Genomic DNA, 14511 nt, shown 5'->3' with positions numbered 1-14511 from the left:
AAGAATTTTAATTATTACACTCAAAACACTGTAATAATTTTTGAGGTAAATTAATGTCTTCCGAACCTTTTAACGGTTGATTTACTAAACCTTTTTTATCTATTTCGGCTTTAAATTGCTTAGCATATTCTATTAAATGGTCACGTCTTGATTTTATTTTCGAGATGATTTCTTCTCCATCTATTTCTGCTATTTGTTTTGGCCAAACAGACAACGATTGTTCTAAAACCTGATCGGTTAATAATTTTTGAAGCTGTTTTGCTTGCTCGACAAATAATTCTTCGGACGTATTTATAAGAAAATATTGATCAAAAGGATAGACTAATCCTGGCATAAAATCTATTTCTGATGCAAATGGTCTTAATTCTGGAACTACATTTTTATCTGAAAGTATGGTTGGTAAAACGCCATCTACACTAAAAAAAGCATTGTCCCTATCTCCTGCAATTGGTATAGCTTTTTGCACTTTTTTTTCTTGTTTTACAATCCAGCCCCATTGTTTGGTATGTCTGTCCCAATCGCCAATTAATAAATCAAAAAGTCGGACACGAATCAAAGTTTTTTTATCTACAGTAAGTTTTTCTTTTTGCTCTAATTTTAACTCTTGTAAATCGTCTGTGTCTAATATTTCAATTACATTATTTTCGTTAGTCCAATTGGTTTTGCTTTCGGTTTCATATTCTAAAAGAAATAATCTATTTCCGTATTTATCATTATAGTGTTTTAAGGTATTCTGTTTAGGAACAAAAACTAATTTAGGTTTTGTGTGATGTACTTTGGCGTAATCTGCTAATTTAGCCACCAAAATAGCTGCGTAAGGATGTTGTGCCGAAATACCATCTACCACAATATTTTCTAATCCTAAAGTTTTTGCAAATTCCGGAATTAATGCTTCTGGATCTTTATTAACGCTTCGTAAGGTTAATTCGATATCATTTTTGGTTTTTAATTTTAAAGAATGGGTTTGCTTACCGCCACCTTCTTTTTCTATAGTAACGCCACCAAATAAAGTATCTAAATACATAACTGGCACTTTTACAGGTGTTGACCAAGCTTTACGGTATTGCTCGCCTTGCATTAGTTTTTTAACCTCATCTGCTTGATACAAATCACTTGCTGCAACTAATACAGAATCTTTAGTTTTAAAATCTACCGAATTGATGTTTTTAATATTAATTAATTCTGACTTTTTGAAAACTTGGTCTGTAGACGAAGTTGACCAATATAACAAGCCTAACGCTATTATTAACAGAATTATAAAAAAATATAAAATTCGTTTCATTAAGATTTAAGTTGGTTTTCTACAAGTTACAAAACTTAAAAAACCTTCAAAAATCAATTTCAGAGATTAATATTTTATTAACTAATTTCTGAAGCTTTTTACTAAAGTTAGGTGCTTGTTATTAGCCATTCCGTTAGGATTACAACCTAACTTACCTTCGGGAATTTCGATATTTAATGCTTTGTAATGACTAATCCAACCCTCGTGAAATTGATTGGTTTTTGGATCTTTAAACGTCATTGGTTCTAATTGAAACACTTGATGATCTTTGAAGGCTTCGTAGACAAATTCTGAACAATAATAACCTTCATCTTCAAAAATATAAGTGGTATTGTAAGGCTGACCAACCAACGCTTTTGCATTACTAATAGCTTTTGAAGCTTGAGCAGATTCAAGCTGATTTATACGGTAAACATCTGCAAAATACGTTGTAGAATCTTCTGGTTGTAAAAACACTTGTAAAGGTTGAATTACAACACCTAAATCTGCATCAGAATGTATCACTTTTACCGAATCATTTTCAATAAAACAAATTCCCATATGCGTATAATTAGTCACTTTTTTGGTTTGCGTGACTTCATTTATGGCTTCAGAAAGTTGACTAGTTGTTATTGGTTCTCTAAAAATAACATCACCAGTTTTTACAGTCTCTTTTTTTGCACAAGAGACTATTAAAACTAGGATTAAGCATAAGTATTTCATCTTAGACAAGATTTGCAATAATGTCTTTTACAGGTAAAATTTCTTTAGTGTGTTCTATACTTGGACCTGCGACCCAAACCGTTTTATAAGTCGCTTTTTTAGCTGCTTTTTCGGTTGCTTTCATTCCTATTGAAAAACGAATCATTTTAACCCATTTTTTCAATTTTTTATTCTTGTTTAACAGGTTTTCTATCCAAGTAGCTTTTGTACCAATTTTTTTAACATAAGGTGTATTAATGACGGTACATGGTGTTCCTGAAATACGCTCGGTCATTACTATATCTTCTGCGCCATAATCTACGCAAGCTTGTTTATATTCTTCTGTAACGCCAGCTTCTACAGACGCTATAAATGGACTTCCAACTGATACGCCAACAGCGCCATAACTTAACATTTTATCAATATCTGCCTTACAGCCAACGCCACCAGCAGAAATAACAGGAATATTTAAATTATTTTTTAAAGTTGAAATTAATTCTTCTGGTGAGATATTTCCTCTATGTCCGCCAGCTTCATTATTTACTGCAACAACAGCATCTGCGCCTAAACTTTCTACTTTTTGGGCAAAACGTAAATCGGTAATATCACAAAACACTTTGATACCTACTTTGTGAGCATGTTCTATCGTTTCTTTTGGGTTACCTAAAGACGTTAAAATAAAATCACAACCTTCTTCGCACAACACATCTAATTGTGCTTTAGCTTTAGGGTTTGACTTGTTTACAATTAAGTTAAAACCAAATGCGCCACCTTCAGGCTTGCTAGCTTTAAGTTCTTTAATCGCTGCTCTTAATTCTTCTAAAGTACGATAGTTTAATGCTGGTATACATCCAGCAATACCAGAATTCATTGCTTCTTTAACCATTGCAACGTTAGACACCAAAAACATTGGCGCCATTATGATAGGATGTTTTATATTAAGTAACTCTGTAAGTTTAGTTTGCATATTTATCAGTTTATTTGATCGCATAAATATACAAAAAATATTATGCATGCATAACACTTTTTAGTTTTGAAATCTATAATAACCACATTTTAGGTATTCTCCTTCAGGAAAGGTTACTGGATGATCAATGTCATGTCCAGTTTTCAAAATTAGGTTAAACGATCTATTACTATCTAGCAAAACCTGTTTATTAATATCGAAAAATGCTTGTGGGACAACTCTAGAAGAACATGACGCTAAAACTAATAGTCCTTTTTTAGCAGTAAGTTGTTCTCCTAATTGAGCTAATTGTGCGTATTTCTTTTTAGCTAAATCTATTTCTGATGCTTGTTTTGCAAAACTTGGAGGATCTATAACAACGACGTCAAACGTTTTCTTGTCTTTAATAAGTTGTTTAAGCGCTTCAAAAGCATCACCTGCAATGGTTTTATGTATTCCTGTATAATCGTTTAATTTTCCGTTTTGGATAGCTACTTCTAAAGCTTGTTTACTTATATCTAAACTGGTTACTTCTTTTGCGCCATTATATAACGCGTGTACCGAAAAACCACCAGCGTAGCTAAATACATCCAATACAGTTTTGTCTTTACTCCACTCGCCTACTTGTTTTCTGTTAGCACGATGATCTAAAAAGTAACCTGTTTTGTGACCTTTAATAACGTGAGCAGAAAATTTTACGTCGTGTTCAATAAATTCTATAACTTCATTTTCTAAAGTACCATAAATAACATCGCCATCTTTTAATTGGTGATTAGACGAATTTTCTAGACTTCGGCTTAATCTAACAACTACTGTTTCTGCTTTAGAAATTTGCTGTAAACTAGGAATAATGGTTTCTATGTAAGGTAGCCAGATTTCAGAATATAATTTAACGACCAAAACTTTGTCATACACATCTGCAATTAACCCAGGAAATCCATCATTTTCGCCAAACAATAAGCGGTAGCTATTAGTATTGGTTTGCAATAACGGTTGTCTTAATGCAAATGCGTTTTCTATTTTATGATGAAAAAAAGCGGAATTGACTTCAACCTTTTCTTGAGAATTGTGTATAATTTTGATACGAATAGGCGAATTAGCATCAAACAAACCCAAAGCAATAACTTTGTTTTTGTTTTTACTGAAGATTATAGCTAAATCACCTGTTTTTGCATCGTCATTTATCTTAACAATACTATTAGAAAATACCCAAGGATGACCTTTTACAACAAATTGCTCGCCTTTTGCATTTAATTTTACAGCAAGGCGTTTAGGTTGATAATTTGCTTTTATTTTTTCTGAAAAAGTCATCTACTAATTTTACTACAAATGTAGGTTATATAAATGCAAAAACGCAACCGAAAAGATTGCGTTTTTAGTTTTATTTAGATTCTAAGTTTTACTAAGAAATGATAAATTATTTCACTTCTTCGAAGTCAACGTCTTCAACATCACTACCAGAGTCTGCTGCTTGACCTTGTGCGCCTGCACCTGCGTCTGTAGCACCAGCTGCTCCTTGTGCTTCTTGTTGTGCTTTGTACATTTCTTCGCTAGCAACTTTCCAAGCTTCGTTAATTTTTTCTAACGCTGGCTCGATTACTGCTAAATCTTTTGTTTCGTAAGCTTTTTTAAGTTCTTCTAAAGCATCTTCAATTGGCTTTTTCTTATCTTCTGATAATTTATCACCAAATTCTTTTAATTGCTTTTCCGTTTGGAAAATCATAGAGTCTGCTTCGTTTAACTTCTTAGCGCTTTCTGCTGCTTTTTTATCTGCTTCTGCATTTGCTTCAGCGTCTGCTTTCATCTTTTGGATTTCATCTTCAGTTAATCCAGAAGACGCTTCAATACGAATATCTTGAGATTTTCCTGTTGCTTTATCTGTTGCAGATACTTTAATAATACCGTTAGCATCAATATCAAAAGTTACCTCAATTTGTGGTACACCTCTTTGTGCTGGTGGAATTCCGTCTAAGTGGAAACGTCCAATTGTTTTATTGTCTGCCGCCATAGCACGTTCTCCTTGTAATACATGGATTTCTACTGATGGCTGATTATCTGCTGCGGTAGAAAATACCTGAGATTTTTTTGTTGGGATTGTTGTATTTGCTTCGATTAACTTAGTAAATACATTACCCATAGTCTCAATACCTAAAGATAACGGTGTTACGTCTAATAATAAAACGTCTTTTACATCTCCTGTTAATACACCACCTTGTATTGCTGCTCCTAAAGATACAACCTCGTCTGGATTTACTCCTTTACTTGGCGCTTTACCAAAGAAACTTTCTACTGCTTTTTGTACTGCTGGAATACGTGTAGATCCACCAACTAAGATAATTTGGTCAATGTCACTTTTACTTAATCCTGCAGACTTTAATGCAGACTCACATGGCTCTATAGTACGTTTTACTAAATCGTCTATTAATTGCTCAAATTTACTACGTGTTAATGTGCGCACTAAGTGTTTTGGTCCGCTTGCTGTAGCTGTGATATATGGTAAGTTGATTTCAGTTTGCTCAGAAGATGACAATTCTATCTTAGCTTTTTCTGAAGCTTCTTTTAAACGTTGTAAAGACATTGGATCTTTACGTAAGTCCATGTTTTCTTCAGCTTGAAACTCGTCTGCTAACCAGTTAATAATTTTTTCATCTACATCATCACCACCTAAATGTGTATCTCCGTCTGTAGATAATACTTCAAAAACGCCATCTCCTAACTCTAATATAGATACGTCATGAGTACCACCACCAAAGTCAAATACTACAATTTTTTGATCTGTTCCTTTTTTGTCTAATCCATAAGCTAAAGCTGCTGCTGTAGGCTCGTTGATGATACGTCTAACTTTAAGACCAGCAATTTCTCCTGCTTCTTTAGTAGCTTGACGTTGACTATCATTAAAGTAAGCTGGTACAGTAATTACTGCTTCGCTTACGTCTTGTCCTAAGTAGTCTTCAGCTGTTTTTTTCATTTTTTGAAGTACCATTGCAGATAATTCTTGTGGTGTATATAAACGACCGTCAATATCTACACGAGGTGTATCATTATCACCTTTTACTACTTTATATGGTACACGTTCTGCTTCGTTTTTAGACTCAGAATATTTGTTACCCATAAAACGTTTAATAGAATAAACAGTTTTTGTTGGGTTTGTTACTGCTTGACGTTTTGCTGGATCACCAACTTTTATCTCTCCGCCTTCAACAAAAGCGATTACAGAAGGTGTAGTACGCTTACCTTCTGCGTTAGGGATAACTACTGGTTCGTTACCTTCCATTACAGAAACGCAAGAGTTAGTTGTTCCTAAATCGATTCCAATAATCTTACTCATAATTTTATATAATTTATTTTTTTGTTGTGTTTTAAAAAACTTATTCGACGTCATTAAGTCAATTAATATGCCAAGACATTTTTACTGACACGATGTCATATTTAAATTTAGATAATCAATAAACACAGTATTTTAAAACATAATTGTAACTTTATAAAAATTAAAATTTTAGTTATGAAAAAATTATTGTCCTTAGTTATTGTCGCTTTTTTATTTGCTTGTGAAGGTCCGCAAGGTCCTCCTGGATTTGATGGTCAAGATGGAGGATTAATTGTTTCTAGTGCTTTTGAAATTGCAATAGATTTTACTGCTGAAAATAATTATGAATTTATAGAACCATATGGTTTTGATTTGTTTCCTTACGACATGACACTTGTGTATATTTTATGGGATACAGATAACGGTCAAGATATCTGGCGATTGTTACCTCAAAGCACCACTTTTGAAGACAATACATCTTTAACTTACAACTTTGATTTTACTCAAAACGATGTAAGGTTTTTCTTAGAAGGAGATACTAATTTTAGTACTTTAGATCCTGTTTGGACAAATAATCAAATATTTAGAGTTGTAGTTGTTCCTGCAGATAACGTTGGTAGAGTTGATTATTCTGATATTAATAATGTAATAGAGCTACTTGATATAAAGTCGTTTAAAAGACGATAAACTTTATTAATAGTTAATATTTTCTCTTTTTTATTGTAACACAAATAACAAATGTATATTTGCGAAAAATATAACGTTTTCGTAAATGGAATGTATCTCGGTTTTTGATATGCTTAAAATTGGCGTAGGTCCATCAAGTTCTCACACTTTAGGACCTTGGCGTGCTGCCGAACGCTGGATTTATGAGCTAAAAGCAGATAACTTTTTTGACCGCATTATTAATGTAAAAGTTGACCTATATGGGTCATTATCCTTAACAGGAAAAGGTCATGCTACTGACTTAGCCGTTATGCTAGGTTTAAGTGGTGCTGATCCAGAACGTATACCTACCGATACTATTGACATTGTAATTGCGTCTATCACTAACACGCACAAATTAGTTTTAAACAATGAGTTAGTGATTCCTTTTGAACCCGAAAAAGATATTGTGTTTAACCGTGAGTTTTTACCGTTTCATGCAAACGGAATTAAGTTTACCGCTTACGCGGAAAATGAAACGCATGAGTCTACATTCTACTCTATTGGTGGCGGATTTGTGGTTAAAGAAGAACGTACTGTACATGAAGAAAATGTAGAACTGCTTAAAGAATTTCCATACCCTGTTCACAAAGCAACAGAGTTGCTTGAATTTTGTCATAAAGAAAATCTTAGTATCTCTGAAATTGTACTTGAAAACGAAAGATCACTTCGCTCTGACGAGGAAATAGATTTCGAATTAAATCGCATTTGGCAAACCATGCTAGAATGTATGTTTATTGGTTGTCATACCGAAGGTAATCTACCAGGCGGTTTAAATGTTAGAAGACGTGCTTATGACACTCACAAACGTTTAAATATCGAAGTCCCTTACACAACACCGCAAGAATGGTTAGAAAGTATAAGAGAAAGTGAAGTTAAATTTAGACAAATCCTTAAATGGGTTAGCTGTTTTGCTTTAGCTGTAAATGAAGTTAACGCATCTTTAGGTCGTGTAGTAACAGCACCAACTAACGGAAGTGCTGGCGTAATTCCTGCTGTGTTAATGTATTATATGGTTATAGAAAATCATGATGGCGATTTTAGCGACATAAAGCGTTTTCTTTTAGTAGCTAGTGAAATTGGTAGCATTTTTAAAAAAGGTGCAACAATTAGCGCTGCAATGGGCGGATGTCAAGCTGAAATTGGCGTATCTTCTGCTATGGCTGCTGGTGCCTTAACCGAATTACTTGGTGGTACGCCAGAACAAGTGATGATTGCTGCAGAAATTGCAATGGAACATCATTTAGGTCTAACCTGCGATCCTATTGCTGGTTTAGTACAAATTCCTTGTATAGAACGTAATAGTATGGGCGCAATAAAAGCTATTAATGCTGCCGAATTAGCTTTAGATACAGATCCTAAAAACGTAAAAGTACCACTAGATAAAGTAGTAGATACCATGTGGGAAACCGCTAAGGATATGCATACTAAATACAAAGAAACTAGTGAAGGTGGATTAGCAGTTAGAGTTAGTTTATCTGATTGTTAGAAACAACATAAAAAGAAAGTGACTAAGTCAAAAAAAAATGCGATAATACTCGGACTATTTATCTTCAGCTCATTATTCGTAAGTTTATTTCTTACAATTATTGCTTTTAAAGATATTCCAAAATACGATAGTCCTTACATTTTTACTGCAACCGTAAGTATTATTGGGATATTTCTAGGGTATTTAGTATTAAAGAAAGTAAAACCAATAATTTTAAGATTTAGCCTTAAGAAAAATGATGATGGCACAATGAGCGCACTAGTATTAATGATAACTACTGGCATTATATTTTTTGCTTTCAACGAATTAAATATTTCTTTATCACAAAAAACTAAATGTGATTCGTTTTATATTACAAATAAGTACAGTGAAGAAAGTGGTTTTAGAAAACCTGAAATTAATACTCTAGTAGTTGACCTAATTAATAAAAAGGAAACTGTTGTTTGTAAGCACGAATTATGGTTATCTAAAGAAATCGGAGACAGAATTAATTTGTGCTTCTATGAATCATTTTTTGGATTTAACTACATCGAAATAAATGAATAAAATAAAAATACAATATTTACCATAGTGCAAACTCGAAAAATTTATGTCTCTTTTCTGCCCTATTTTCTAAATACTTAACTTCTGCTTCGAATTAGCCCAAGAAAACATCAGATATAATTATTCTTCACAATCTTTACGTCTGGTATCTACTAAAAAGAAAATTTTCCAAGCATTATCTACTTTTATTAACTGAAATGAATTAACGCCACAATGACTAAACTGGTCGTTAAACCAAAACTGGTAAGGTGTCCAAGCATTTGCCATATTTCCGTCAATTTTAATATCAAAACTCAATAGCTTTTCTTCAAATTTTTGATTTTTAGGAATTGATAAAATTGAAGTTATAAATTTTGAATAGTCTTCGGTATGTAAAATGGTTTTTCCTTCTCGGTTAGTCGCTATGGTTTGTAACGTTACATCTTTATAAACCACTTTATTTAATAGTGTAGAATCCTGTTTATGAAAACCTTCAAAAAACGTTTCGATAGTTTTTTTTACTTCAGCTTCACTTTGCGCAAAAGTTTCAACAGAAATTAAAAGCAAAAAAACATAGAAAATTGATTTCATCTTAAATATAATTTATTGTAAATATAAGATTTTCAACTAAAAGAAAAATTTAGCAATACGCCTTAATTTTAGTATTTTTACAGTCTATCAAATTAAAAATTATGTCTACCGCAAAAAAAGAATATAAGAGAGTTACTGTAAAAACATTAGTCGATATGAAGGCTAATAACGAAAAAATTTCTATGCTTACCGCTTACGATTATACTATGGCTACTATCGTAGATGGCGCTGGTGTAGACGTAATTTTAGTTGGTGATTCTGCAAGTAATGTAATGGCAGGTCATGAAACTACATTACCAATTACTCTTGACCAAATGATTTACCATGCCTCTTCTGTAATTCGTGCTGTAAAACGTGCGTTAGTAGTGGTAGATTTACCGTTTGGAACTTACCAAAGTGATCCTAAAGAAGCGTTGAGATCTGCTATTAGAATTATGAAAGAATCTGGCGGACATGCGGTAAAACTTGAAGGTGGAAAAGAAGTAAAAGAATCTATTAAACGTATAATAAACGCTGGCATACCTGTAATGGGACATTTAGGACTTATGCCACAATCTATCTATAAATTTGGAACTTATACCGTAAGAGCTAAAGAAGAATTTGAAGCTGAAAAACTAAAATCTGATGCAATAATGTTAGAAAGAGCAGGATGTTTTGCTATTGTTCTAGAAAAAATCCCTGCTACATTAGCTAAAGAAGTTGCCGAAAGTGTGTCTATTCCTGTAATTGGTATAGGTGCTGGTAATGGTGTAGATGGTCAAGTATTAGTTTTACACGATATGATTGGTATGACACATGAATTTAATCCAAGATTTTTACGTCGTTATATGAATCTTTATGACGATATGACTTCTGCAATATCTCAATATGTAGATGATGTAAAGTCGGTTGATTTTCCTAGTGAGAAGGAACAATATTAAACATTGATTGTTAGATTGTTAGATTGTTAGATTAAATTATATTAAAAATTATTTATGCATAGGTTTAAGGATTTAGAAATTTGGAAACGTAGTAGAATTTTTTGCTCTGCTATTTATCAAGTAACTTCTAATTTTCCTGAATCTGAAAAATTTGGGCTAACAAATCAATTAAGACGAGCTGCTGTATCAATTCCATCTAATATAGCTGAAGGTTCTTCAAGAAAATCAAATAAAGATTTTGTTAGATTTTCACAAATAACATTAGGGTCTGCTTTTGAAATTGAAACTCAACTTCTTATAGCTTCTGATTTAAACTTTATTTCAGATGAAGATTTAGAATCTTTATTGAATGAATTAAATTCAATAATAAAAATGACTTCAAAGTTTAATTCTTCTTTAAGTTAATCTAAAAATCTAATCATCGAATGATCCAAAAATCGAAGCATCTATCCAACAAAAACAACCTACAAGTTATATACGAAGACAACCATATAATTGTGGTTAATAAACGTGCTGGAGATATTGTGCAAGGTGATAAAACTGGTGATAAACCGTTAAGCGATGTAGTCAAATCTTATTTAAAAGATAAATACAACAAACCAGGAAATGTCTATTTAGGAACGGTTCATCGATTAGACAGACCTACTTCTGGTTTGGTAATTTTCTCCAAAACTAGCAAAGCATTACCAAGACTTAACAAGATGTTTGCAACTAAAGATATAACCAAAACCTATTGGGCTTTAGTTAAAAATAAACCAAAAAAAGATTCAGATAGACTTGTACATTGGTTAAAAAAGAATCCTAAAAATAATAAATCTTACGCACATCCAACTGAAGTTAAAGACAGTAAAAAAGCTATATTAAGTTATCAAATTATAAAAAAACTAGATAATTTCTACTTATTAGAAGTTACTTTAGAAACAGGTAGACACCATCAAATACGTACTCAATTATCCACTATTGGTTGCCCAATAAAAGGCGATTTAAAATATGGTTTTGATAGAAGCAACAAAGATGCTAGTATAAGTCTACATGCCAGAAATATTAAATTTATTCATCCTGTTTCTAAAGAAGAGTTAGATATTACAGCACCATTACCAAAAGATCCTGTTTGGGACGCCTGTATTTAGTTTAATAATTCTTATTTTTATTAAAAAGAAATAAGGCATGATTGAAGCTATAGTAAATTCTCAAAAAGATTTTTTTAAAACTGGTAAAACCAAAACTATTGCCTACAGAAAGCAATTACTAAAACAGCTCCAATCAGAATTAATTAACCAAGAAGATCTTATTGTTAAAGCGCTTTATGACGATTTTAAAAAACCAGAATTTGAATCTGTTATAACTGAAACAGCAATTGTTTTACAAGACTTAAAACGTACAATAAGTAATATAAACAAATGGGCAAAACCAAAACGTGTATTTCCTAGCCTATTAAATTTTCCTTCATCAGACTATTTATATTCTGAACCTTACGGAACAGTTTTAATTATCGCTCCTTGGAATTATCCTTACCAACTCGCCTTAGCTCCATTAATAGGTGCTGTAGCAGCAGGAAATACTGTAGTGCTAAAACCAAGCGAGTTAACACCTAATACATCAGCTTTACTTACAAAAATTATAAAAAATGTTTTTCCACCAGAATTTGTAACCGTGGTTGAAGGTGGCGTAGATACTTCTACCAAACTACTAAATCAAGTTTGGGATTACATTTTCTTTACAGGTAGCGTTGGTGTTGGTAAAATTGTAGCTAAAGCAGCTGCACCAAATCTTACACCTATAACTTTAGAATTAGGAGGAAAAAATCCTTGTATTATTGATAAAACTGCTAATATAAAACTAACTGTAAAACGTATTGTTTGGGGTAAGTTTATTAATGCAGGTCAAACGTGTATTGCACCAGATTATATTTTAATTGATGCGTCTATTAAGAATAAGTTTTATGAAGTTTTAAAAGATGAACTTATAACTATTTATACCAAAAACCCTGAAAAATCTTCAGATTTTGCTCGTATAATTAATAAGAAAAACTTCAATCGACTATCAGAAATGCTAACAAATGAAAACTGCATGATTGGTGGACAGACTAATGCAGAAGACCTTTATATTTCTCCAACAATAATTGATGAACCTTCATTAAACAGTAAAGTGATGGAAGATGAAATATTTGGTCCTATTTTACCTGTTCTTTCTTTTAAAAATTTAAATGAAGTTCATAAAATTATTAACAGCTATCCAAAACCATTAAGCTTTTATGTATTTAGTACAAATACTACACAAGCCAAAAAATTAATTAAAGAATTTTCTTTTGGTGGTGGTTGTATTAATGATACTGTTGTTCACTTTGCAAATCATAAATTACCTTTTGGAGGTGTTGGTAATAGTGGTATTGGCGCTTATCACGGAAAGTATACTTTTGATACTTTTAGTCATAAAAAAGCTATTGTAAAAAAAGCTAATTGGCTAGATATTCCCTTGAGATACGCACCTTATTCTGGTAAATTAAAAAAATTAAAATCTTTACTAAAATGGCTCTAAAGTATCGTGTTTGTAAGGATAAAGTAGTTCTAAAGTAACACCATCACCTGGTTGAGATAATAATTGATATTCCATATTAATTAATTCTGCTCGACTTTGCATATTTAATAACCCTGCTCCTTTATTAACTGTGGTCATATCAAAACCTACACCATCATCTTTAGCTATAATCTTTAGGTGATTTTCTTGATAATCTAAAATAACAGATAGGTTTTTTGCTTCAGAATACTTAACGGTATTAGAAAAGAACTCTTGAAGAATTCTAAAAATAATTATCTCGTGTTTTTTATTTTCAAATTCTACTATATCTCCTTTTACATTAAGCTCTGCACTAGCAAACTTCATCTTTTTAAGGCGATCTAATTCATTACTAATAGACTTTTCGAAACCTATATTTAAAATAACTTCATTATTTAATGATCTAGAAAGCATGCGTACTTCTTTTAGACTTTCTTTTACAGTATCTGAAGCATCTTTAAATGAATTTAACACATCATCATTATCTAATTTTGTTTTCAAAATATTAAGTTGCATACTAGCTGCTGCTAGTAATTGACCAACATTATCATGAAGTTCCCAACCAATATTTTTTAAAGTTTGTTCTTGTATTTCGGTTTGCGCATTGGATAATTCTTTTTCAAATGCTTGTTTCTGCTTAATTTTATCTATCAAAAGCTTATTTTTTCTTTTTTGAAATACTATAAAAAATAAGATTACTAAAGATGTAATTGCTATTAAAACAAATATCATGTAAATAAGCAAATATCTTTCTGCAGCTGTTGATGTTGCTGGATCTTTTAATAATAAAATTATAAAATTACTCATTGACTTTTTCTGGTTTAGATATTAGTAGTCCTACAGCAAATACAATATACATCATAAAATTTAAGGATAGAAAAACCTGCCATTTTAAAAGAATATATTTCCAGTCACTATTAACCATATATACGTCATAAAATGTTAAAGGTGTAACTACAATCCACCAAAAAAATAGTCCGACTGTTATATAAAAATAAACTGATTTGTAAAAATTTATAATCTTATCTGTTAACAACAATTCTACCAAATAAAGCACACAGGATGTTAAGACCAATATACCTGCTAAAATAGATATTATAGGCGGTATTTGACTAAAAAACAAGTCTGGATTTATTAGCAAATATATAACTGCAGATAAAAAATAAGCTACAGTTAAATATTTTAAAAACTGTTTAAATTTAATATTTTCTAAAATTTTCTGATAGAATATGGATATAGATATTACAACACCTATTAAATAGGTTAAGGTAAACCACCAATAGTTAACTTTAAAAATAGAATTAAGTATAGGTTTTAAAAACTCAAAAGTATTATAGTAATTAGAATAGCTTCCAATAAGTTCTATAAAAAAACTAAACCAAATAATTTTAATAAAAAAAGTAGCTGGTGTTCCTTTATATTTTTTGTACGTAATAATTCCAGCAATAACTGCTACTAACTCAACAAAATAAGTTAGGTATGAATAATTTTCAATAAAAAACTTTTCCAAAG

General features: G+C 31.6%; 15 protein-coding genes. 7 read left to right on the top strand and 8 right to left on the bottom strand.

Translation table 11 applies throughout. The features are described 5' to 3' along the window. Positions 1–7: 7 nt before the first annotated feature. The 5 genes from H574_RS0101520 to dnaK form a co-directional block, all read right to left on the bottom strand. Positions 8–1282, bottom strand: coding sequence for a membrane protein (locus tag H574_RS0101520; protein WP_027878850.1), 1275 nt, complete (start codon positions 1280–1282; stop codon positions 8–10). A gap of 81 nt (positions 1283–1363) precedes the next feature. Then, the gene (locus tag H574_RS0101515) at positions 1364–1984 is read right to left on the bottom strand and encodes a YiiX/YebB-like N1pC/P60 family cysteine hydrolase (protein WP_081653160.1); all 621 of its coding nucleotides are present in this window, start codon (positions 1982–1984) and stop codon (positions 1364–1366) included. A gap of 1 nt (position 1985) precedes the next feature. Next, positions 1986–2930, bottom strand: coding sequence for an NAD(P)H-dependent flavin oxidoreductase (locus tag H574_RS0101510; RefSeq protein ID WP_027878848.1), 945 nt, complete (start codon positions 2928–2930; stop codon positions 1986–1988). A 60-nt stretch (positions 2931–2990) separates the two neighbouring features. Next, on the bottom strand, positions 2991–4220 hold the full coding sequence (locus H574_RS0101505; RefSeq protein ID WP_027878847.1) for a class I SAM-dependent rRNA methyltransferase: 1230 nt from the start codon (positions 4218–4220) through the stop codon (positions 2991–2993). A 106-nt stretch (positions 4221–4326) separates the two neighbouring features. Then, a complete protein-coding gene (gene dnaK, locus H574_RS0101500) occupies positions 4327–6237 on the bottom strand; it encodes a molecular chaperone DnaK (RefSeq protein ID WP_027878846.1) in 1911 nt (636 codons plus the stop codon). Between the two features lie 174 nt (positions 6238–6411). Between dnaK and H574_RS0101495 the strand changes: the two genes are divergently transcribed. From H574_RS0101495 to H574_RS0101485, 3 genes are all read left to right on the top strand, one after another. Continuing rightward, positions 6412–6903 (top strand): hypothetical protein, encoded by a 492-nt coding sequence (locus H574_RS0101495; RefSeq protein ID WP_027878845.1) that lies wholly within the window; start codon positions 6412–6414, stop codon positions 6901–6903. A gap of 85 nt (positions 6904–6988) precedes the next feature. Continuing rightward, positions 6989–8410 (top strand): L-serine ammonia-lyase, encoded by a 1422-nt coding sequence (locus tag H574_RS0101490; protein WP_027878844.1) that lies wholly within the window; start codon positions 6989–6991, stop codon positions 8408–8410. A gap of 18 nt (positions 8411–8428) precedes the next feature. Then, positions 8429–8956, top strand: coding sequence for a hypothetical protein (locus H574_RS0101485; protein ID WP_027878843.1), 528 nt, complete (start codon positions 8429–8431; stop codon positions 8954–8956). A gap of 117 nt (positions 8957–9073) precedes the next feature. On the opposite strand, the gene H574_RS0101480 is transcribed toward H574_RS0101485, so the two are convergent. Next, a complete protein-coding gene (locus tag H574_RS0101480) occupies positions 9074–9523 on the bottom strand; it encodes a nuclear transport factor 2 family protein (protein WP_027878842.1) in 450 nt (149 codons plus the stop codon). 101 nt (positions 9524–9624) lie between these two features. On the opposite strand from H574_RS0101480, the gene panB reads away from it, so the two are divergent. From panB to H574_RS0101460, 4 genes are read left to right on the top strand one after another with little or no spacing between them, the layout of a single operon-like run. After that, positions 9625–10443, top strand: coding sequence for a 3-methyl-2-oxobutanoate hydroxymethyltransferase (panB, locus tag H574_RS0101475; RefSeq protein ID WP_027878841.1), 819 nt, complete (start codon positions 9625–9627; stop codon positions 10441–10443). A 54-nt stretch (positions 10444–10497) separates the two neighbouring features. Next, the gene (locus H574_RS0101470; protein WP_027878840.1) at positions 10498–10848 is read left to right on the top strand and encodes a four helix bundle protein; all 351 of its coding nucleotides are present in this window, start codon (positions 10498–10500) and stop codon (positions 10846–10848) included. A gap of 20 nt (positions 10849–10868) precedes the next feature. Next, positions 10869–11573: an RluA family pseudouridine synthase gene (locus H574_RS0101465; protein WP_027878839.1), complete on the top strand. Its 705-nt coding sequence runs from the start codon at positions 10869–10871 to the stop codon at positions 11571–11573. A gap of 37 nt (positions 11574–11610) precedes the next feature. Beyond that, on the top strand, positions 11611–12981 hold the full coding sequence (locus H574_RS0101460; protein WP_051169806.1) for an aldehyde dehydrogenase: 1371 nt from the start codon (positions 11611–11613) through the stop codon (positions 12979–12981). Here H574_RS0101460 and H574_RS0101455 read toward each other — a convergent pair. Next, entirely contained in the window at positions 12967–13806 is an 840-nt protein-coding gene (locus H574_RS0101455) for a sensor histidine kinase (RefSeq protein ID WP_027878837.1), read from the bottom strand. The genes H574_RS0101460 and H574_RS0101455 overlap by 15 nt on opposite strands. Further along, complete coding sequence (locus H574_RS0101450) at positions 13799–14509, bottom strand: hypothetical protein (RefSeq protein WP_027878836.1); 711 nt, start codon at positions 14507–14509, stop codon at positions 13799–13801. The genes H574_RS0101455 and H574_RS0101450 overlap by 8 nt, the downstream gene beginning before the upstream one ends. Positions 14510–14511: the final 2 nt, after the last annotated feature.

This window comes from Mesoflavibacter zeaxanthinifaciens DSM 18436, from assembly GCF_000422365.1.
Lineage (GTDB): Bacteria > Bacteroidota > Bacteroidia > Flavobacteriales > Flavobacteriaceae > Mesoflavibacter > Mesoflavibacter zeaxanthinifaciens.
This window is presented reverse-complemented; position numbering and strand designations above follow the sequence as displayed.